The organism is Shouchella oshimensis, from assembly GCF_004375095.1.
GTDB lineage: Bacteria > Bacillota > Bacilli > Bacillales > Bacillaceae_D > Shouchella > Shouchella oshimensis.
The window spans coordinates 1,059,097-1,082,121 of record NZ_SNUX01000001.1; the positions used below are offsets into that span (position 1 = coordinate 1,059,097).

Sequence of the window (23,025 nt, forward strand, 5' to 3'; positions counted from 1 at the left end):
GAAAAAATTCGGAGGTGTTTATCATAAAAACGAAAATATTAGTAACAAGTGGATCAGCCTCCGCGCTCACTTTAATCGCAACGGCTTTCCCTCTTCAAGCAACGTTTGCAAATTCTTTTAACGTTGTTGAGAATCATTACCCCATCTCATTTAATGATGCAGTTGACCGTCAAATGGGGTTGTCCGCTCCTCCACAAACTGATCGGAACGGACGCTGGCAAAATGCGTCTAGGAACGATGTAGCCTACTACATGAATCCAAATAATTTTAATCAAGGAACATCTGCTTATTTACAGTTTCTTGACTTAAGCTCTAGTGCTGGTTTAAGTGCACAGTCCATTAACTCCCAACTTTTATCTAATAAAGGGACTTTATCTGGACATGGTCAAACCTTTATCAATGCGAGTAAACTACATGGTGTAAATGAAATTTACCTTATCTCTCACGCTTTATTGGAAACAGGTAATGGCGGCTCTCAGTTAGCAAGAGGGGTTCAATATAACGGTCGTACCGTTTACAACATGTATGGAATTGGTGCTTTCGATGGAAATGCAGTTCAAGCAGGTGCTCGTTATGCTTATAACCAAGGCTGGTTTACACCTGAAGATGCGATCATTGGTGGTGCACGTTTCGTTTCCAATAATTATTTTGCCAGAGGTCAGACTACACTTTATAAAATGCGTTGGAATCCGGCTTCTCCTGGAACTTACCAGTATGCCACTGATGTAGGATGGGCTGTCAAGCAAACCCATCAAATGGCAAATTTATACGGATTAGTCGACAACTATAATTTGCAATTTTCCGTTCCTGTCTATACGAATCAGCCGGTAGGAAATCAACCAGGTGACAATGAACTTGAGCCATTACCACCGAATACATACGGTACTACTACCGCAAGATTAAATGTACGAACAGGTCCAGGTACAAATCACTCTGTTTTAACTACATTAAATAAAGACGAACGAGTTGAATTAATCGCTAAAACGGGACAATGGTACCAAATAAAAGTTGGGAATGTAGAAGGTTACGTTTCAGGACAATTTTTAACGTTTTCGCAAGAAAGTGAAGACCAAATTGAAGAAGTAGATGAAGAAATAATTGCGGAAGGTAAAACAACGGCCCGTTTAAACCTTCGTGCTCAGCCAAATACGAATAGTTCTATTCGCACAACTCTTTCCAAGGACCAAACTGTGCAAATTGTAAAAAAAGAAGGCAACTGGTATTTTGTCAGAGTTGGCTTTCAAACTGGGTGGGTTTCTTCTGATTTTGTCTCAATTACAAGCGACAATGTGGAAGACAATAAGCCTTCTCTTGGCTCTGCGACGACTACGGCTCGCTTAAACCTTCGTTCTGGTGCAGGCACGTCTCATCGTGTTTTAACGACGCTTCCTGTTGGACAGAAGCTTGAGCTTCTTCAAAAACAAGGTAATTGGTATCAAGTCAAAGCCGGCAACCAGACTGGGTGGGTTTCTTCTGATTTCATTAAAACTGACGGGAACAATGTCGAAGACAACAAGCCTTCTCTTGGCTCTGCGACGACTACGGCTCGCTTAAACCTTCGGTCGGGTGCAGGCACATCTCATCGTGTTTTAACGACTCTTCCGGTTGGACAGAAGCTTGAGCTTCTTCAAAAACAAGGCAATTGGTATCAAGTTAAAGCCGGTAACCAAACTGGCTGGGTCTCCGCTGACTTCATTAAAACCGATGGAAACAATGTCGGAGACAGTAAGCCTTCTCTTGGCTCTGCGACGACTACGGCTCGCTTAAACCTTCGTTCTGGTGCAGGTACGTCTCATCGCGTTTTAACGACCCTTCCGGTTGGACAGAAGCTTGAGCTTCTTCAAAAACAAGGCAATTGGTATCAAGTTAAAGCTGGTAACCAAACTGGCTGGGTCTCTTCTGACTTCATTAAAACTGACGGAAACAATGTCGAAGACAACAAGCCTTCTCTTGGCTCTGCGACGACTACGGCTCGCTTAAACCTTCGTTCTGGTGCAGGTACGTCTCATCGCGTTTTAACGACTCTTCCGGTTGGACAGAAGGTAGAGCTTCTTCAAAAACAAGGCAATTGGTATCAAGTTAAAGCCGGTAACCAAACTGGCTGGGTTTCTTCTGACTTCATTAAAACTGGCGGGAACAATGTCGAAGACAGTAAACCTTCTCTTGGCTCTGCGACGACTACAGCTCGCTTAAACCTTCGTTCTGGTGCGGGCACGTCTCACCGGGTCTTAACAACACTTACGGTTGGACAGAAGCTTGAACTTCTTCAAAAACAAGGCAATTGGTATCAAGTTAAAGCTGGTAACCAAACTGGGTGGGTCTCCGCTGACTTCATTAAAACTGGCGGGAACAATGTCGAAGACAGTAAACCTTCTCTTGGCTCTGCGACGACTACAGCTCGCTTAAACCTTCGTTCTGGTGCAGGTACGTCTCATCGCGTTTTAACGACCCTTCCTGTTGGACAGAAGGTAGAGCTTCTTCAAAAACAAGGCAATTGGTATCAAGTTAAAGCTGGTAACCAAACTGGGTGGGTTTCTTCTGATTTCATTAAAACTGACGGGAACAATGTCGAAGACAACAAGGCTTCTCTTGGCTCTGCGACGACTACGGCTCGCTTAAACCTTCGTTCTGGTGCAGGCACGTCTCATCGTATTTTAACGACGCTTCCTGTTGGACAGAAGCTTGAGCTTCTTCAAAAACAAGGCAACTGGTATCAAGTCAAAGCCGGCAACCAGACTGGGTGGGTTTCTTCTGATTTCATTAAAACTGACGGGAACAATGTCGAAGACAACAAGCCTTCTCTTGGGTCGACTACCACCACCGCTCGCTTAAACCTTCGTTCTGGCGCTGGCACGTCTCATCGAATTTTAACGACGCTTCCTGTTGGACAAAAGGTAGAACTTCTTCAAAAACAAGGCAACTGGTATCAAGTCAAAGCCGGTAACCAAACTGGCTGGGTTTCTGCTGACTTTCTTTCCACTAAGTCAGAGGTGAAAGAAACAAGCGTAACAAAAGCTGGTGAAACAACAGCACGATTAAATTTACGTGAAGGCGCTGGAACCTCCTACAAAGTTCTCACCACTTTAAATAAAGGCCAAGCCGTTGAGATTTTAAACACGAAAAATGGTTGGCATCAAATAAAGGTTGGTACACAAACTGGATGGGTTTCTGCACAATATGTTCAAGAAAAGACTGCTGAGCCTAGTATTCAAGCCATGTCAAGATCATTAATGGGTCCAATATTTGTAGACGAACAAGAGATTGTGAGTGAAGAACCTCTACAAACAGAGAATCCTTCAGCTAAGCAAGAAAAACCTGAGAAAAAACTAGACTCCGACAAGCAAGATACTGAAACTGTTTTAAATATGGAAGATGAAATAGTAAACTTGGAAACCGATATTAAAAACAAACAAGATTCTACTGTCGAGGTTGTAGAGAACGATTTAGACGCTGACAGTGTCAATGATTCTTCCTCTGATGACGTTGACAGTGACTTAGATGCTGACAACGATGGTTCTTCTTCTGATGACGTTGAGAACGACTCAGACGCTGACAGTGACGATGATTCTTCTTCTAATGACGTTGACAGTGACAATGATTCTTCCTCTGATAACGTTGAGAACGACTCAGGTGCTGACAGTGTCAATGATTCTTCCTCTGATGACGTTGACAGTGACTTAGATGCTGACAACGATGGTTCTTCTTCTGATGACGTTGAGAACGACTCAGACGCTGACAGTGACGATGATTCTTCTTCTAATGACGTTGAGGTCGACTCAGACGTTGACAGTGACAATGATTCTTCTTCTGATAACGTTGAGAACGACTCAGATGCTGACAGTGAAAATGATTCTTTTTCTGATGAAGAGGTAGCCAATGGCGAAGAAAACACCTCTCCTGCTGAAAGTGCACCGATAACAGAGCAAAGTGAAGAAGGCAACTTTATTACGTTAACGATTGACACCGATCTGTTGGTTTCAGCCGCTGATGATAGTGCCATTTGGCTTCAATTGGTAAAAGGACAATCTGTTGAGGTTCTAGATACTAACTCGGGCTTTATCAAGGTTAAGATTAATGGCCAAGAAGGTTGGATAAAAGCTAACACTATTTAGTTTTCTTTTATTAGGGATACTGAACTGATTCTAGCTAAAAAGGGTATTAGTAATCAAAATTGATTACTAATACCCTTCAATTTTTATAAAAGACAAAACCATTCTAACGTAAATTTTTCCATCTTTTTAAATAGATATTTTTTCAAAAGCGTTACGTACTCCCTGTCTTAACTAGTAACCTTTCTAAACAAATCCAGCCACTGCTCTCTTACTTTATCTTCTGAATAGTTAGCAATAACACTTTGCTTTGCTTTTTCCCCCATACTTTTTGCTAGTTCTGGGTTATCTAATAAGTACATCATCTTCTTTTTGAGCTCGTTAACTGATTTATCTTCTACAATATACCCAGTTATTGAATCTTTAATTATATCACTTGGACCATAAAGATAATCATAGCTTATAACCGTTGTTCCAACCACCATGGCTTCTCTCAAAACCATTGGTGATCCTTCAAATTCAGAGGTCATGACTGTGAATAAAGATTCACCTAGAATATCGCTTGCTTTATTTGTATAACCACAAAACTCTATATTTCTTTCTAACTTTAATTGGTGCACAAGTTTCTTTAATTTTTCTTCCTCAGAACCTTTTCCATAAATGAATAGTGTTGCATCTGAATGTTTTTTTAATACATTTGAGAAAGCATAAATTAAATCTTGTAAATTTTTTTGATAATCAAGTCTCGTGATTACTGCTATAACTTTGGTTTTTTTCCTTCCGTTAAATTCTGGTACACGAGACAAAGCATTTGGGACATAATAAATATTTGGAACAGTTGGGTATTCCTTTTGTACATGATTTTTCTGTGTTTCAGTTAACATGACAATTGCACTTAAATGATTATAATTCATAAATAGATTGTGAAAGTGTTTTTTTATAGGTGACCCAACTTTATATGGTTTTTCAAAGTGATTATTATGGGTTGTTGCTATTTTATAATATTGCTCATCATTTAATTTTACAAATAGATTTGTTAATTCAATGGAATCATTAATGATAATACTTTTTGTTCCTATATCCTTTGCGATCATATCAAAAAATAACAATTGAAGACTTCTCAATGGATCTTTATTAAGAAAAGTCACTTCTTGATTAGTTATGCTAAAGAAAAAAATCTTCTCGAGCTTATAACTGTCTAGATTATAATCCATTGCCATATAAACATGTCCGTCTTTAGTATGGTACGTTTCATATATAACTTTACCTGAAGCAACCTGATAAAATCGAGATCTTTTTAGTATACCCTGCTCATCAAATTCTTCGGTTTTAGTTTTACGTCTCTCTAAATCAAAATGGGTAGTATTTTTAAGATACCCATTTCCATCCCATTTTTTAAATGTAGTGTAATGACCCTCATGATTAAAATGACGAGTATGTTGATAAGCGTCATACTCTTCTAAATGTGCAAACTCACATGATTCATCAGATATGTGAGTTTGCTCCTCTGTATAATCATCATTTCTTGTATAAATCTCTCTAAAATAGTCGAATAAATTTACTCTTTTTACCGCTGATGAAAGCCTCCCTTGTTTTAGAAGTTCTTCATAAATTACTTCTTTTCGATGTTTATAAGTAAGAGATAAGATAGAAGTGTTGTAACCTGCATCAGCAAAGTAAGAGGCCCTATCTAAAAAAACTCTAGTAATACCGCCTCGATTAAGGTCTAAATCATTTATTAACATGGAAATATTCATCATCGATTCACCCAATCAAATCAATTTAGGAATTAAGTGTAACTTCCTTATAAAATAATTCTAGCGCCTGATTATTATATAAATCGTAATCAAACCTTCTTGATTCTATTCCTTCCAAAATAAATTCTTCTAAACCAAATGCGATATTGTCTATGTCATACTTTACAAGCTTTCCATATCCACCTTCTAATACACTTCGTACTCCAGTTACATCAGTACCAATTACAGGCTTTCCAACTACCATTGCTTCCATTAAAACGAGACCCTGTCCTTCATATTGGGAAGATAATACAAAACAATCACAGTTATTTAATAGTACAAATGGGTTACTTAATTGCCCTGTAAGGATAACAACATGTTCTAATTGTAGTTCCTTAATTAACAGCATCAAATCTTTACGTAAAGGTCCTTCGCCAACAATATATAACCTTGTATTAGCATACTTCTTATTAACTTTAGCGAATGCATGTAATAACTCTTTTTGTCCTTTTTCAGGGGATAATCTGCCTACATTAATAAAATTAACATTTTTATGGTCTGGTTTAAGAACTCCATAAATATCAAGTAATTCATTATTAGTCTCTTGATTATCTTTAAGAATTAAGTATTCAAGCCCATTTCTCTCAATAATTTCTTTTTCATTTTTTTGTTGATTGATTCTATCTGAATGTATTACATTATCGACATAAACCATTTTTTTCTCTACATCTTTAACATAATCCTTTAAAGAAACTTTATTTTGATCATTTGTAGATTTTGCTACACTTACAATTTTATCGAAATATTGATATAAAGAAAATATCACTTTCAAATTATGTTTGTGTTTATATTTACCATCAATTTTCTTATTGTACTCTTCCATCATATCGTTGTGTAGGAAGATACATTTTTTCTTAACATCTGCGAAAGCAAAGATAAGTGTCCAAAACTTATTATACCCACCAAAATCAATTGCAACATCAATATTTGTATTACCTATAACTCTTTTAAATTCTCTTTGATAAGCACTAACCTGAATATTTTTCCTTACAAATTCAGTGTGGGCACCTCTCCTCATAACTAGTTCATGCCAATATGTTTCTTTAATTGTTCGATTAAAGGCGCCTGGTCTAAACAAGATATGCACATTCTTGTTTAACTTTTCCATATTTCTCCACTTATCTCTATGCGCATTATCATTATCGATAAGTATTACTTCATACTTGTCATAATCAATGTAATCAAATAAATTTGTTAAAGAGACTGTTATTCCGTTGTTATAAAAACCTCCACCATAAAAAAGCAATTTTTCTTTTGGGCTTTCTGTCCGTATCAGTTTATCGCTGGATTTTCCTTTAAATACTATGTCAATAAGCCTTTGCGTAGCTTGACCATCATCATTATAACAATATTTGTCAGTAAAAGCATTATAGTTGTTTTGATATTTCTCTTTCAGATTTTCGTGTTGCTTTACTAAACTCAATAATTCTTGTCTTGTATAGGCGACTGGACCAGGCAATTCATCTGTAGGTATATAAAAGCCTCTCTCTGAATCATACTGATCAAAATCATGCATGTAAAAGATTACCGATTTTTGTAGAGGTAACAATTCAAAAAATATACTTGAGTAATCTGTTATTAAAATGTCAACTGCAGCTAATAACATGTTAGAATCAAAATCATCTGGAACGCATAAATTTTCTAATCCATTTTTCACAAAATATTGATATGTGAAGTAGTGAGATTTAAGCAAAACATGATAAGATTCGCCTAAAGTATCTTGAACCATTTTTACTTCATCCAATAAGGAAACGGTAGTATCTTCCTCCTTCCCTACAGTACCTCTCCATGTAGGTGCGTATAAGACTACTTTTTTATGTTTTTCAATTCCCAATGATTCCTTAACTTGCATAGAATCCTGCTCCAATGTTAAATCAACCCTAGGATATCCGATGTCAGCTACAACTCCGGAAAAGATTTCATAAATATCATGTGACTTTAGTAATTTTTTGTACGTGAACTCATTTGGGCTAACTAAATAATCTGTGTGTAATAAATTTCTTTGAATATTTTTGTGCCCCGCAAATGATCGTTGTTTTATATCTATTCCAAGTGTTTTTAAGGGCGTACCATGCCACGTATTAATATATATCTGTTCTTTACGTTTAACAAAATAATATGGAAAAGAAGTATCATTTATTAAATATTTGGCTGTCGCTAGATATTTTAAATACCCTTTACTATCCACTGAAACAAATTCAACGTTTTTAGATGTATTTTTTAGTGTAGTCATTATTTTATTTTCAGTATCATTAATTACCCATACATGCTTAAAGTGATTAAACTCAGCGTCTTCACTAATTTTTTTGAAAATAGCATAAGCATTTCCTGTTATACTCTTGCCATGATAGGCTTCATACAGAATCGTATTTTCCTCTATATCTAGTCGATTTAAGAAGTCCGTATATGAGGTCCTAACTCTAGAACGATCTTTTTTCACATATTCAACAATAGGGGAAGTTAAAAACTTTAGTCTTCTTTTTAATACCTTTCTCTTTGTAGCCAAAATTCTCGTCGCCTCCATTATTACTACTTTAAAAAACCCACTCTCTAAACGAAGGCAGGTTTTCGCATGTTAAGTTAGTTTTGTAGCAATTCGGTTTTAATTTTTGTCGTTGAAATGCCTTCTGTGCGAGGAAGATAAACAACTTCACAATACTCTTTTAAAAAGTCGAATTTACCTTCCCAGTCATCGCCCATTACGAAAACATCTACATCATGTGCTTGTACGTCAGTCACTTTTTGTTCCCAATTATCTTCAGCAATGACTTCATCCACATAACGAATTGCCTCTAATATCATTTTACGGTTTTCAAAGCTATGATACGCTTCTTTTTCTTTTAATGCATTAAATTCATCAGAAGATATCGCAACAATTAAATAATCACCTAAATCTTTTGCGCGTTGTAGTAAGTTAATATGACCCCAGTGTAATAAATCAAATGTTCCATACGTAATGACTTTTTTCAATGTGATCTCCTCCTATCAAAATTCTGTCTATATGATTCTTTTCATTTGTGTAGTTTACAATAGGCACATTATAACATAGAATGCGTTCTCTCAACTTGTAATATCATGGTTCTTTAGGAAAACTCTTAACGGTTATAAAAAAGCGAGCGATCACTTTTAAAATAAAAACAAATAGAAATAAAATCATGTACCACTCTTGCCATAATACAGTCTGAAAACCAGATACAAGGGTTACAAGCAATAGTGTTGCAAAAAAACCAGGTAATCCTAATAAGACACCAGCAAACTCAAATACAACGGATTTCGTGCGAATTTTATTAACTGGATCACGCTCATCTTGCGCTGAACTGCGCGTTAGTTGATATGCAATTGGTACAAAAAGAGCCATAATAATGAATAAGATCACGCTATACAATCCAATAAGCTCTAAGCCTTTTAATTGGAGCGATCCATTTATAACAAGAAGCCCTAGTGGTATGGACAAGAACACAGGTAGCGTAGCGCCCTGGATTAATAAATCAATAAAATACCCCTTTTTCGATGTGTTCTTCGTAAGCCTTGCCACTTCTCCGTCTACACAATCAAATAAATAACCAAGGTTATAAAAAACAAATGCCATTATAAATCCTAATGGCGTTGCTTGTATTAGCCAGCCGCCTGAGGAAACAACAAATAGTGCACTCAGCCAACTAATGGCATTGGGGGTTAACTTTAGCTTTATGAAAAGAATGGTTACAAAGATTGATATTCTTCTTAGTACATACCACGACCATAAGTCTTCTTTCGCACTATACGATTGTGATTGTTCGCGTAGCTCTCTAATACGTTTTGTATCAAACCAGGTTGAAGCAATCATTTCGTGTTTCATCTTTTACTCCCCTGCCTTAAAAACGTTCTGCACGACACGACTTGTTGCTTTTCCATCATCCAACAAACAAAATTTATTGTAAAATGCTTCATATTTTCTTTCATCGTTCTCTTTAAACGCCCGTTCAATTGCCTGTATACATTCATCTGTTGTTTTTACAATTGGCCCTGGAGCGTGTTTCTCTAAAGAAAAATAAAATCCTCTAATATCGTCTCGATACTCTTCTAAATCGTATGTGAAAAAAATAATTGGTCGTTTTAATATAGCAAAATCAAAAAATACGGAAGAGTAATCAGTAACGAGAAGATCTGATATTAAATAAAGCTCATTAATGTCTTGATTCTTTGTGACATCAAATACAAAGCCATTATGCTCGCTAAAATCTGGTGCTTTCGTTATAAAGGAATGCAAACGCATTAAAACGACATAGTCATCCCCTAATTGCTCTTTGCAACGTTCCAGATCCAGCTTTAGATCAAAATGATACGATCCTGGTCCTGCATTATGATGGTCTCGCCACGTTGGTGCATATAAAATTACTTTTTTATCAAGGGGAATCTCAAGTTCTTTTTTTATCCTCACAATTGTTTGTTCTGTATTTCCATTAACCAGTTGATCATTTCGTGGGTAACCTGTTTCGAGCATTTCTTTATGAAATTGAAACGCTCTTTTAAAGATCTCTGTTGAGTAAGGGTTTGGTGAAATTAAATAGTCCCAGTTTGCCGTTTCTTCATGAAAATTTCTGACATACTGTTCACGATTGGTACCAGGCATTCGGACATCCTCCATGTCAGCAGCAAGCTTTTTTAGCGGAGTGCCATGCCAAGTTTGCAAATAAATCGTGTGAGATGGCTTGTTTAGCCAGTTCGGCATACGACTGTTGGTGACCCAATAACGTGAACGAGCCAACTCGAAAAACCAGCGTAAGCTTAATCGCTTTATATAAGGAATGTTTCTTTCTTGAAACTCTTTCACATAGTCTCTGTTTACACTCCAAATGAGTTCATAATCTGTTTCTTCCGCTTTCAAGTACTCATATATAGCTCGCGGATTGCAGCTATATTGTTTGCCAGAATAGCTTTCAAACATTACTTGTTTCTTTTTCACTGGTAATGTGGCCGATGCTTGAAAAAAAAGTCGTGTCAACCGTCGAACGATTTTTAACCGCTTCATCTGCTTTAACATAAATAAAACCCTTTCCGTTACATACAGATTCCCCACATACCGTGTGTAATGTGGGGAATCCCATTTCTTTAATGGCTCTGTTGTTTCTTTGTGAAATAAGAGACCTTTTTATTTTTTGTTGAATTCGTTTCTCCTTCTGATTTCGCCTTATTAATCACCACGAGTATGGTCTTCATTAAGATGGTTAAGTCTAACCAGAAAGAATAATTTCGGATATAGTGTAAATCAAATTTTAGTTTTTTATCCGCGTCTGTTGTATATTTACCCATTACTTGCGCATAGCCAGTAATTCCTGGTTTTACAGCATGGCGATAATTAAACCATTTATTTTCACGTTGAAACTGTTTCGTAAAGAATTCACGCTCTGGTCGTGGTCCGACAAGAGACATGTCTCCTTTCAATACATTAATCAACTGCGGTAATTCATCAATTCTTGTTTTACGAATGAATTTACCCATTTTCGTAATCCGGTCATCATTTGCTTTTGCTAGTACAGGGCCAGTTTTTGATTCGGCATCAATGACCATGGAACGGAATTTTAAAATGTTAAACGGCTTATGGTTTTTGCCAACCCGTTCTTGTTTAAAAAATACGGGTCCACGATCTTCAATCTTAATCCCAATTGCCGTAACAACCATTACAGGTAATGTAGCCACAATCATTGCTACAGCAGCAGCAATGTCAACCCCTCGTTTAATGAGGAGCTGTGTTAATGAAAGCGTAAATGGTCTAACTTGCATCACCATCGTGTCATCCATTGTTGTCACAGATGTGTTCATAAGCAGCATGTCATTCACTTTAGGAACAACATAGACGAGCTTTTTGTTTTTCATCGCATGGAACATTAAACGATCTTTCTTTTCTTCTTCTAACTCTGAACCAATGAAGACGACGTTAAATTGGTTAATTTGTGTGCGCAGTTGGGCTAGCGACTCTTTTTTATCGTACCATCTAACATAGCTACTCTTTGAAAGGAAAGAGGCTAAGCTATCTTCCATTTCTTCAAATTCTTTTTCTGTTCCGATAAACATTACTTTGCCTTTTCTCGATAGCTGGCTATATTTCGTGAAAGCCGATTTCCATACTAATAAAGCAATAAAGGCAATGCCATGTGCGGATAATAGAACTGAACGTGGCATGGCGAACTCACGGAAAAAGAAGGAAACCGTCATCGTAATTAACAAAATGAACGTTACCGCTATAGCTAATTTCCTAACAATATCCCATACATCGTATTGAACTAAACGATCAAGCTCATAAATACCCAAAAAAAGGATGCTAATCACAATAATCCAAGGTAAAATCCCTAAAAACGCGTCATAGTTCTTAGGTGTCATTTGCTCATTAAAAAGAAGAAAGGCAAGACCATATGATAATACAATTAATACTAAATCGACGACCATTGTAAGCGCGCGTGTCGCTCGGTTTGGAATCATATTTGGCATCGTCTTAACTCCTAGTTTCATAGAATTTTAAACTAAGGTTCATTTTAGCATAAGTGTGATCGAATGTCTTTTATCAAAAAGAGGTTTGATAAAATACCATACAGATTGTTTTCTTCACATATTCTTTCATAACTAAACCATTCCAATCATTTATGAATTCTCACGTATTTGTACGTCTTATACGCCAATAGCTACGGGAGAAAAACGCTTGAAATGATGCATAGCCTCGTACGAAATGGAGCACGAAAAAAGTTGCTGCACATGGAAGCCAAGCGCCCATTCCGTTTTCTTTTGCACATGGATACGACACGGTTAAATTAAGAATCGCGTATACGAGAACAACAATACTAAACAAGATGAGTGCACTTGTACTTAAAAACGAGGCAATCAGTAAGATTAAACCAGCTAAAAACGCCAGCAAAGGAATTCGGTGACGCAACCCTAGGGCTCCAGGTGTTGCTGCATTCGCAATGATGTTCCATTTGCCGTCACCGAGAGATTTTTCAATCAACCCTTTTACTGTCGGTCTTACAAAATAGGTTGATTGGATACTAGTAGATAAGAAAAAAGTCTTGCCTGCATCTCGCATCCGTTTATGAAATTCAATATCTTCGTTTCGTTTTAATCGCTCATCAAACAAACCTACGTCAGTAAAAACGGCTCGTTTATAAGCCCCATACGGTACAGTATCTACAAAACCTTCCCATTCCTTCCCTTCAAGTGTTCGGAATTTTGAATTCCCTACTCCAAATGGATGTGAATAGACATATTCATTAATCTTCCCTTGTTTCCCTAGACCACGAGATTGGATAATCCCTCCAACTACATCAGCACTGGGCTGCCGCTTTATACAGTTGACATAGCGCTGCAAGAAATCACTTGGAACAGTTGTGTGGCCATCAATTCTCAAAATATACGACCCACTAGCACCTTTAATTCCAATATTCCAACCGATTGGTAGTGTTTTTTTCGGGTTATCGAATAGACGTATTCGGTGCCCTTGCTCAACAAACCCTTGAATTATTTCCAATGTACGGTCCGTAGAGCGACCGTCAACAACGATTATTTCAAAATCAAATCCATTTTTCTCTTGCTTTAACAAGTTTTCCATTAACGTCGCAATATACCGTTCTTCATTTCGTATAACGAGTAACACACTTAATAAGATTGTTTTATTCGTAGACATGTCTTCTCCTTATTAATCGGCTTCGTGATGGTGACAATGACATTCTTTGGATCAAATAAACTCTTTCTATGTTCGCCAACCATGACTATAATAGATTGTAGATAATTGTCAAGAAAGGGCGTAATGATGTTGAAAAAAATAGGTTTCCCTCTTGTTATTCTGTTTAGTATAACAGGAATTATTTTAAGCTATATGTATGATCAACAGCAAATTGCAGAGATTGCCGATGAAGCTACATCATCCATTCCTGTTGAAGAAACCAAGCCAAGCGAAGAAATAGAGGATGAATCAGTCGTAGACGAAACCGTTTCTTTAGGTTGGCTAGGAAGCCACATAGACAATGATCCTTCTCTTAGTCAAAAAGTGGTTTTTGTCGGATCTTCGTCGTTTACGAGTACTGAAAGTGATCACGGATGGCCAAACCTTGTTATGGAGGAAACCGCTCATGCGATTGACACTACAACCATTGATTACGAAGTATTAACTTATTCAGGGGAAACAGTCTCTTCTTCTCTGATTGCCGATACAGCAAGGGACATTACCGCAGCGGATCCTACCGTTCTTATAATTGAATCGTTCTCACTAAACGATAACCAGTATTACTTACCATTTACTGAACAAGAATCCTTTGATAATCTTTCTCTTTTTCTAACGCATATGGAAAGCGAGTTACCCGATACTGAAATCATTGTCGTTCCTTCAAACCCTTTTCCTAATGCCTTACACTATTTAGAAAGAAAAAACGTGCTTGATGAACAAGCGTCTACACTTCCAGGTACATATGTTGATCATTGGGGAGCGTGGCCTACAGGCGAAGGGCTAGAATCCGTTACTCAAAATCTACGTCCTAATGATGAGGGTCATGAAATTTGGTCAGAGGCATTTCTAGAATTTTTTATCGATTCATAAGCTTATGTGTTTCTTTTTTTGCATGTTAAACAAAAATATTTCCGTTATAATGGACAGCGTTCTACAAAAAGTAGGGCGTTTTTTCTTTGTCGAAAAAACGTTAAATTACGCTTATCCACAAAGAAAGAGTTGAAACAACCGTGTTTTTCTCACTTTCCCACAGGCTGGGGATAAAATCAATATGTTGATTTATTTATGTTTATCGTCTACCATATGTGGTATTAAAGATATAGATCATTTATATTGGAGATGTTCACTAATGAAGATACTTTTCGATTCTAGAACTGGTAATGTGAAGCGATTTACTGAAAAATTACCATTCGAATGTGAACAAATTACTGAGTCGTCATGTGTGGACGAGCCCTATGTTCTTCTCACATATACGACGGGATTTGGTGACTTGTCTCCTAGAACACGCCAGTTTCTAGAAAGCAACCATAGATGGCTAGTAGCTGTTGCAGCAAGTGGAAATCGCATTTGGGGCGATCGTTTTGCAAGGAGTGCAGACTTAATTGCAACGATGTATCACGTACCAATTCTTCATAAATTTGAATTAAGTGGCACAGCAACAGATGTTGCACACTTTATACAGGAGGTTCATTCTATTGACAACACTAACGCAAAACTCAGTACCAAAGTGGGTTCAGCTTAACAATGAGCTCATGATCGCAAAAGACGGCTCGTATCAATTTGAAAAAGATAAAGAGGCTGTACATAGTTATTTTGTCGATTATGTGAATCAAAATACGGTCTTCTTCCATGACTTAGAAGAGAAAATGGAGTACCTGGTAAAAAACGATTACTATGAGGAAGAGCTTTTAGACTTATATACAATGGATGAAATAAAAGAAGTCATGAATGTTGCTTACAATAAAAAGTTTCGCTTTCCTTCTTTTATGTCAGCATTCAAATTTTATAACGATTACGCATTAAAAACGAATGACAAAACAAAAATCCTTGAGCGGTACGAAGATCGCGTTGCTATCGTCGCGCTTTTCTTTGGTAAAGGCGACGTTAATAAAGCAAAAGACCTTGTGAAAGCCATGATCTCACAAGAGTTCCAACCAGCAACACCGACCTTTTTAAATGCAGGTAGAAAACGACGTGGAGAGCTTGTCTCTTGTTTCTTACTGGAAGTCAATGACTCGTTAAACGATATTAGTCGTGCCGTTGATATTTCCATGCAACTATCTAAGCTTGGCGGGGGGGTTGCGTTAAACCTCTCTAAGTTACGTGCAAAAGGTGAAGCGATTAAAGACGTTGCCAACGCTACTAAAGGGGTTGTTGGCGTTATGAAACTGTTGGATAATGCCTTTCGTTATGCAGATCAAATGGGACAACGTCAAGGTTCTGGTGCGGCTTATTTAAACATTTTCCATGCTGATATTAATGATTTCCTTGATACACGAAAGATTTCTGCTGATGAAGATGTTCGTGTAAAAACATTATCTATTGGCGTTGTCATTCCAGACAAATTTATCGAACTTATGCGTGAAGATAAAGATGCGTACCTTTTCTATCCTCATACGGTCTACAAGGCGTATGGTGAGCACTTAGATGAAATGAATATGGAAGATATGTATGAGACATTAGTAGATGACCCAAGGGTGCGTAAAGAAAAAATTAACCCTAGACGCTTGTTTCAAAAGCTTGCGATTCTTCGCTCCGAGTCTGGGTACCCGTACATTATGTTTGCAGATAATGTGAACAAAGCCCATGCAAACAACCATATTAGCAATGTGAAATTCTCGAACCTTTGCTCAGAAATTCTACAAGCTTCACAAGTTTCAACGTATAATGATTATGATCAAGAAGATGACATCGGATTAGACATTTCTTGTAACCTAGGTTCTATTAACATAATGAACGTAATGAAAAATCGTTCACTTGAACAAACCGTTTCGCTAGCAACAGATGCCCTTACAAGAGTATCCGAATCAACCAATATTACAAATGCACCAGCAGTTCGCCATGCCAATGAGAAGATGAAATCTATCGGCCTTGGTGCAATGAACCTTCATGGTTATCTTGCTGAACAGCATATCGCTTATGAAAGTCCTGAAGCACGTGACTTTGCTAACACATTCTTTATGGCAATGAACTTTTATTCCATCAAACGTTCAGCAGAGATTGCCCGTGATCGTGGCGAAACGTATTATCGTTACGATGAGAGTACGTACGCTACAGGAGACTATTTTACGCCTTATCTTACGACAAACTTCACACCTCAATACAACAAAGTCGCTACTCTATTTGAAGGTATGCACATTCCTACAATAGACGACTGGAAAGAACTACAAGCTTTTGTTCAAGAGCATGGTCTTTTCCACAGCTATCGATTGGCTATTGCACCTACTGGTTCCATTTCTTATGTCCAGTCAGCTACGGCAAGTGTTATGCCCATTATGGAGCGTATTGAAGAACGAACATATGGAAACTCAAAAACGTACTATCCAATGCCAGGCTTAACAGCCAATAACTGGTTCTTCTTTAAAGAAGCATATGACATGGACATGTTTAAAGTCGTCGATATGATTGGGACTATTCAGCAGCATATCGATCAAGGCATTAGCTTTACATTATTCTTAAAAGACACCATGACAACAAGAGATCTAAACCGAATTGATCTCTATGCACACCATAAAGGAGTTAAAACGATTTACTATGCACGAACGAAAGATACAGGCCAAGATGACTGCCTATCTTGTGTCGTTTAAAGCTTATATCGTCTAACATCAAAAAGGAGCGCACCCTATGACACACGTTTACGACGCAGCAAATTGGTCAAAGCACGAAGATGATTTTACACAAATGTTTTATAACCAAAACGTTAAACAGTTTTGGCTTCCTGAAGAAGTCGCTTTAAATGGCGACCTTCTTACATGGAAGTACTTATCTGCTAACGAAAAGGATACGTATATGAAAGTGTTAGCTGGGCTAACCTTACTTGATACGGAGCAAGGCAATACAGGAATGCCTATTGTTGCTGAACATGTGAACGGCCATCAGCGAAAAGCGGTTCTTAATTTCATGGCGATGATGGAAAATGCTGTTCATGCAAAATCCTATTCAAACATCTTTATGACTCTTGCCACAACCGAGCAAATTAATGATGTATTTGAATGGGTAAAAGAAAATCCACGTTTGCAGAAAAAAGCAGATACGATTGTTTCTCTCTATAAAGCGATTCAAACAGGAGATGACATCTCACTATTTAAAGCGATGGTCGCATCGGTTTACTTGGAAAGTTTCTTGTTTTACAGTGGATTTTATTACCCGCTTTATTTCTATGGACAAGGTAAGCTTATGCAAAGTGGAGAAATTATTAATTTGATTCTCCGTGACGAGGCTATTCATGGCGTATACGTCGGCTTACTGGCACAAGAAATTTTCAATAAACAAACACTAGATACGCAAACAGGGTTAAAAGAGTTTTCAATTGATCTCTTAAAAGAACTTTACAAGAATGAGCTTGCCTACACAGAAGAATTGTATGATCCAGTTGGCTTGTCACACGATGTGAAGAAGTTTATTCGTTACAACGCGAACAAAGCGCTGATGAACCTTGGATTTGATCCTTACTTTGAAGATGAAGAAATTAACCCAATCGTTTTGAACGGTTTAAATACAAAGACAAAATCACATGATTTCTTCTCAATGAAAGGAAACGGTTATAAAAAAGCAACTGTTGAACCATTACGAGACGATGATTTCTTTTTTGCCGACCAAACATCATAATGTACGGATTAAAGAAAAAAGAGCAGGATCATCTTGCTCTTTTTTCTTCTTGCGTCTTAAGATACAGTGTAAGATAATGTAGAAGTTAATCGTTTTTTGACAAGGAGGTACTATGATGGGCAAGATGGATGAAATGATTGTTGTTGCACCACGTAAACACGTTTTCCATGATGAGTCTCTTGCATTTCAAGGCGTTGTTAGCAACCATGAGCAAGTTGCGACCATTATGAATCGGATTAATCGCCATTTTAGCGAGATGAGACGAGGAAACGCAGAGGAAGACGAGTTATACAAGCAACCAATCCCATATGTCGTCATTCGTAAAGGATCAGCTATTTACGCATATGAACGGTTAAAAGGTGGCGGCGAAGCGAGACTACATCAAAAGTTATCCATTGGGTTTGGTGGTCATATGAACGCTACATCGTCTTCAGATTTTAAAGATATGCTTGAGGCGAATACAGAAAGAGAACTACATGAAGAACTTCAATTCGATCCTACACATATAAAAGGTATGAAAACCATTGGACTTATTAACGATGATGAAAATGATGTCGGACGTGTTCATATTGGTATTTTGTCTGTATTGGACCTAGCGGAAGAAGCAACCGTTACAGTAAAAGAAACCAATCAACTTGCAGGTATGTGGCTGACAGTTGACCAACTTAGCGAAGAAGAGACATTCGGCCGCCTTGAAACATGGTCACAATTCGTTATTGAGATTTTAAAAAAGGGGTAATTCCCTTCTTTTTTCTTTAGTCCATTCTAAGGAGTGAAACGAATGAAAACCGTTCAACAATTAGAAAGTGAGCTTGCAGAACTAAAGAGTGATTTTATTCGTATCCAAGGAGACGTCGAAAAAATAGAAACAATTGGCGGTAATGTAACTAAAGCCGTTGAACAGTTAGACGCTCTCGAAAAAGAAATTGCTAACGTTAGACATCAGCTCCGTGAAGCACGAATCGAAGACTAAATTGTACCAAGCCTGTCGAAAAAATCGACAGGCTTTTTTTTGGGCTTCCCTTCACTCTCTTCTTTTTTATACCTTTCACGCATATCTTTAAACCATTACGAGTACTTACAGAGGTGATAAATCATGCAAATTCATGTTGTGCAACAAGGAGAATCACTTTACGGCATTTCACAAGCGTACAATACCACAGCTGAAGCGCTTATTACCGCCAATGAGTTAGATGCACCTAATGAGCTCGTTGTTGGGCAGGCACTCGTTATTCCGATAAACGGTCGCTACTACTTCGTTCAGCCAGGGGACACACTCACTCTCCTTTCTTATCGTTATGGTCTGCCTGTTCAAGAGATTGTTCAATTAAATCAGCTTAACCTTAACCAAGACCTTTATCCTGGTCAACGCCTTTACTTTCCCCCTGCACCAAAAAGCCCGATCGAGACGAACGCCTATATTGAGCCGATTAATAACGTACTCAGCGAGAACCTCATAATGGCTGCTCAAAGTGTTGTAGCCTCTCTTACGTACTTAGCACCTTTTAGCTATCAAATTCAACGAGATGGCAGCCTAAGCGATTTGAACCTTGGTTCTCTGCCTGACATAGCCGGTGAAGCGGGAGCATCCTTAATGATGGTCATTACAAATTTAGAAGATGGCGCCTTTAGTGGCGATCTCGGTCAAACTGTGCTAGAGAATGAATCCCTCCAAGATGCTTTGTTGAACTCCATCATTGCTGAAGCAAATCGTGTCGGACGTTTTTCAGACGTACATTTCGATTTCGAATTTCTTCCAGCCACTATGCGCGAGCCATATAATCAATTTTTACGAAAAGCAGTTGAACGATTGCATCCACAAGGGTTACTCGTTTCCACTGCACTTGCACCGAAAACAAGCGCAACCCAAACTGGTCAATGGTATGAAGCCCATGATTACAGTGCACATGGCACCATTGTTGATTTCGTTGTATTAATGACATATGAATGGGGTTACTCAGGCGGACCTCCCCTCGCTGTTTCACCCATTGGCCCCGTTACCGATGTTGTCAATTATGCTCTGTCTGAGATGCCGTCTGAAAAAATAATGCTCGGGCAAAATTTGTACGGTTATGATTGGACATTGCCCTATGAACCAGGTGGTGAGTATGCGCGTGCTGTAAGCCCACAACAAGCCATTACCAATGCACGTGAAAACAATGCCGTAATTCAATACGATGAAAACGCACAGGCTCCTTATTACTTTTATGTAGATGAAGATGGTGCCACTCATGAGGTTTGGTTTGAAGATGCTCGCTCCATCAATGCTAAATTTAACCTTATTCGTGAAAAGGACTTGCGCGGTATTAGCTATTGGAAATTAGGGCTGTCTTTCCCCCAAAACTGGCTACTATTAAATGATCAATTTACTATTACTAAGCGTAGCTAAGTTTCACAATGTAAGAGGCTCTTGTCTGTTACAGGCTGGGACATTATGTACGTGATGAATGTGTAGTTGTTGCGCTTTCATCACTCTTTTTTTCTGTTTAAAAAAGTGAAAACAGGGAACTACATGCGAATAAAGGAAACGAGGTGAATAGACATGAAACATTTTGCCGTTATTACAGGTGCAGCTTCTGGAATCGGTCGGGCTACAGCAGATATCTTTATTCATCATCATGTACCAGTAGCTCTAATCGACACAAATGAAGAACAGTTGAATGAACTTAAACAAGCAAACCCCCACCGCACTATTCTTGTATACAAAGGAGATGTGTCAAATCATAAGGAGATGGAGCGTATTTTTTCATCTATCCGTACTTATACCTCGTCCATTTCAACATTATTTGCAAATGCCGGTATAAATGGGAAAGTAACTTCCATTGAAGCATTTCATCCTGATGAGTGGGACCAAACAATTCAAACGAACTTACGAGGTACGTTTTTAACCGTGAAACATGCCATTCCTTTTATGAAAAACCACGGAGGCAGTATTATTTTAACAAGTTCCGTGAATGGAACAAGAACCTTTTCCAATATCGGAATGAGCGCCTACAGCGCTTCTAAAGCAGGAATTGCTGCTTTTGGAAAAATGGCTGCACTAGAACTTTCTTCTTATCACATCCGAGTAAATACACTATGTCCTGGAGCTATTAATACGAGTATTGATGAACGGACATATCGTGATGACGCTGCTTTAGAGAACCTTACATTTAAAAAAGAAACAAGCCCTTTTCCTGTACCTGCAGCAGATCCAAGTGAAGTGGCTAATACCGTCTATTTTCTTTCATCTCCAGAAGCAAAACATATTAGTGGTACTGAAATTGTCATAGACGCTGCACAAACATTAGTATAAACGCCATTTTGTGCATCTATCTGTTTTATCGGAGTATAAACAAAAGGGTCACAATAATAATGAACCACATGGGAATGCTTAATAACACGCCCCAAAACAAGCCAACTAAAAAACGAGTTCCGTACATAGGTCATCCCTCATTTGGATACGTTTTTATTTTAGTTTTGACGAAAAAATGGACAGCTATGCATGTGAATGTCCTTTTTTTCTTTCTACTATATGCGGAGCTTGTTTTTTATGAACCAAAAAAATTTTTAGATCGGTGTTTGAATAACATATAAACGGGGAAGAGAAAAATAGAAGACAGGTTCTAACGCATACAAAAAGAGACAGGGTATATCCCTGCCTCTCCTAACGAATTTGTCTAACGCATAAATGTTTTATCGAATTGTAACGAATCATTTGTCTATCCCTATAATATGAGAGACTTATCTACAAGTCAACCCTTAAGATTCGACAAACATATCATACGATCATTACATTTTCGTTAAGGGCGCTAACCAATTGCGTCCTTCTTCTGTTAACGCAATACTTGGCTTGACATCTCCGTTTTTCAGCTCTTTATTTTCCGACCCAATTAACTTTTCTATTTTTAATAAATCAATCAGTTCACTTGCAGAATTAGCTGGCATCCCGAATTTAACCGAAAATTGATTGCGCAACCACGGTGCGCCAAGGTACAGTTCGTTTTCCGTTCCGAACCTTGCTTCCCACTCTTCAATAAACCGTAAAGCATCTACTTTATAAGATTCTAAATGATATTCTTTCACTTCTAACTGTAAAAATTCTCTTAAATCCTCACTATAATGAGAGTAATTTGTTATATCTGTATGCTTTGGTGCAGCTTCCGATAAATAATAGAGCTCGACTCGCTTTCCTTTGTACATTAAACGGCTCATAATCGGTACCATGTCACTATCTGCGGTAACAAATACATAGCACGAAATATTTTCATCTTTATACGTCATTTCGATTGCATCTATACAAAGCTCAATATCAGAAGAATTCTTTCGAGAATCCCCCTCTTTATCATTTGAATACACATGGCGAATTTGAACGCGTTGTTTCTGCAAATCCGTTAAGCTAGATCGGATTCGTTGAAAATCTGCATACGCTCGAAACGTCCGCACTTGATCCTGACCATAACGTTCCCATAAAGAATTGAATAGATTTTTTTCTTCACTCTCATGATTTGGATTATGATTATAGCGATTCATTAATGTCCAATAGACATTATCATAATCAACAAAAATCGCAATGTTGTCGTGATCTCCTGTATGAAATGCACTTTCTATCTGTCCTCTACTCATTCTATCAACCGCCTATGAACGATCGTACGTTGCCCTCAATTGACGGTCTTCCTCCTATTCATTTCCATGAGGCACATGGCTTATCACGTATATGCTCAAATTCTTTAAGAATATCCTTAGTGTACGACAAAAATGAATTGTTGCCTACACGAATTTCGTAATTTTACATTGGGCAATATGACAGCCCTCTTCTCATTAAATACAAGAAAAAAGTGTAAAAAAACAGGAAATTGATTTGACATCCAACTGTATGAATCATATAATACACACATAA

General features: G+C 37.7%; 17 protein-coding genes. 9 read left to right on the top strand and 8 right to left on the bottom strand.

Annotated features, from left to right (window positions below; genetic code table 11):
* The first annotated feature begins 14 nt into the window (after positions 1-14).
* Positions 15-4,112: an SH3 domain-containing protein gene (locus tag E2L03_RS05545; protein WP_134258679.1), complete on the top strand. Its 4,098-nt coding sequence runs from the start codon at positions 15-17 to the stop codon at positions 4,110-4,112.
* A gap of 167 nt (positions 4,113-4,279) precedes the next feature.
* Here E2L03_RS05545 and E2L03_RS05550 read toward each other — a convergent pair whose 3' ends face one another.
* The 7 genes from E2L03_RS05550 to E2L03_RS05580 form a co-directional block, all read right to left on the bottom strand.
* Positions 4,280-5,821 (bottom strand): glycosyltransferase, encoded by a 1,542-nt coding sequence (locus tag E2L03_RS05550; protein ID WP_166740191.1) that lies wholly within the window; start codon positions 5,819-5,821, stop codon positions 4,280-4,282.
* Positions 5,822-5,831: 10 nt separating this feature from the next.
* Positions 5,832-8,351: a glycosyltransferase gene (locus E2L03_RS05555; protein ID WP_166740192.1), complete on the bottom strand. Its 2,520-nt coding sequence runs from the start codon at positions 8,349-8,351 to the stop codon at positions 5,832-5,834.
* A gap of 74 nt (positions 8,352-8,425) precedes the next feature.
* The gene (gene tagD, locus E2L03_RS05560) at positions 8,426-8,815 is read right to left on the bottom strand and encodes a glycerol-3-phosphate cytidylyltransferase (RefSeq protein ID WP_134258682.1); all 390 of its coding nucleotides are present in this window, start codon (positions 8,813-8,815) and stop codon (positions 8,426-8,428) included.
* A 103-nt stretch (positions 8,816-8,918) separates the two neighbouring features.
* Positions 8,919-9,683 carry a CDP-alcohol phosphatidyltransferase family protein gene (locus E2L03_RS05565; RefSeq protein WP_134258683.1) on the bottom strand — a complete coding sequence of 255 codons (765 nt, stop codon included), beginning with the start codon at positions 9,681-9,683 and terminating at the stop codon, positions 8,919-8,921.
* A gap of 3 nt (positions 9,684-9,686) precedes the next feature.
* Positions 9,687-10,856: a CDP-glycerol glycerophosphotransferase family protein gene (locus tag E2L03_RS05570; protein WP_243839504.1), complete on the bottom strand. Its 1,170-nt coding sequence runs from the start codon at positions 10,854-10,856 to the stop codon at positions 9,687-9,689.
* 80 nt (positions 10,857-10,936) lie between these two features.
* Positions 10,937-12,313 carry a sugar transferase gene (locus E2L03_RS05575; RefSeq protein WP_038482743.1) on the bottom strand — a complete coding sequence of 459 codons (1,377 nt, stop codon included), beginning with the start codon at positions 12,311-12,313 and terminating at the stop codon, positions 10,937-10,939.
* A gap of 160 nt (positions 12,314-12,473) precedes the next feature.
* Positions 12,474-13,499 carry a glycosyltransferase family 2 protein gene (locus tag E2L03_RS05580; protein WP_134258685.1) on the bottom strand — a complete coding sequence of 342 codons (1,026 nt, stop codon included), beginning with the start codon at positions 13,497-13,499 and terminating at the stop codon, positions 12,474-12,476.
* Positions 13,500-13,628: 129 nt separating this feature from the next.
* Between E2L03_RS05580 and E2L03_RS05585 the strand changes: the two genes are divergently transcribed.
* The 8 genes from E2L03_RS05585 (at position 13,629) to E2L03_RS05620 (ending at position 21,441) form a co-directional block, all read left to right on the top strand.
* Positions 13,629-14,408 carry an SGNH/GDSL hydrolase family protein gene (locus tag E2L03_RS05585; RefSeq protein WP_134258686.1) on the top strand — a complete coding sequence of 260 codons (780 nt, stop codon included), beginning with the start codon at positions 13,629-13,631 and terminating at the stop codon, positions 14,406-14,408.
* 259 nt (positions 14,409-14,667) lie between these two features.
* The gene (gene nrdI / locus E2L03_RS05590) at positions 14,668-15,060 is read left to right on the top strand and encodes a class Ib ribonucleoside-diphosphate reductase assembly flavoprotein NrdI (RefSeq protein ID WP_038482752.1); all 393 of its coding nucleotides are present in this window, start codon (positions 14,668-14,670) and stop codon (positions 15,058-15,060) included.
* Positions 14,981-17,125, top strand: coding sequence for a class 1b ribonucleoside-diphosphate reductase subunit alpha (nrdE, locus tag E2L03_RS05595; protein ID WP_134258687.1), 2,145 nt, complete (start codon positions 14,981-14,983; stop codon positions 17,123-17,125). Before nrdI ends, nrdE begins: the two co-directional genes overlap by 80 nt.
* A 37-nt stretch (positions 17,126-17,162) precedes the next feature.
* Positions 17,163-18,146 carry a class 1b ribonucleoside-diphosphate reductase subunit beta gene (gene nrdF / locus E2L03_RS05600; protein ID WP_134258688.1) on the top strand — a complete coding sequence of 328 codons (984 nt, stop codon included), beginning with the start codon at positions 17,163-17,165 and terminating at the stop codon, positions 18,144-18,146.
* A gap of 115 nt (positions 18,147-18,261) precedes the next feature.
* Positions 18,262-18,885, top strand: a complete 624-nt coding sequence (locus tag E2L03_RS05605) for a hypothetical protein (RefSeq protein WP_055736468.1) — start codon at positions 18,262-18,264, stop codon at positions 18,883-18,885.
* Between the two features lie 42 nt (positions 18,886-18,927).
* Positions 18,928-19,119: an SE1832 family protein gene (locus tag E2L03_RS05610; protein ID WP_038482763.1), complete on the top strand. Its 192-nt coding sequence runs from the start codon at positions 18,928-18,930 to the stop codon at positions 19,117-19,119.
* Between the two features lie 123 nt (positions 19,120-19,242).
* On the top strand, positions 19,243-20,535 hold the full coding sequence (locus tag E2L03_RS05615; protein WP_095150624.1) for a glycoside hydrolase family 18 protein: 1,293 nt from the start codon (positions 19,243-19,245) through the stop codon (positions 20,533-20,535).
* Positions 20,536-20,688: 153 nt separating this feature from the next.
* A complete protein-coding gene (locus E2L03_RS05620) occupies positions 20,689-21,441 on the top strand; it encodes an SDR family oxidoreductase (protein ID WP_134258689.1) in 753 nt (250 codons plus the stop codon).
* Positions 21,442-21,917: 476 nt separating this feature from the next.
* Here E2L03_RS05620 and E2L03_RS05625 read toward each other — a convergent pair whose 3' ends face one another.
* Positions 21,918-22,751 carry an NYN domain-containing protein gene (locus E2L03_RS05625; protein ID WP_038482775.1) on the bottom strand — a complete coding sequence of 278 codons (834 nt, stop codon included), beginning with the start codon at positions 22,749-22,751 and terminating at the stop codon, positions 21,918-21,920.
* Positions 22,752-23,025 lie beyond the last annotated feature (274 nt).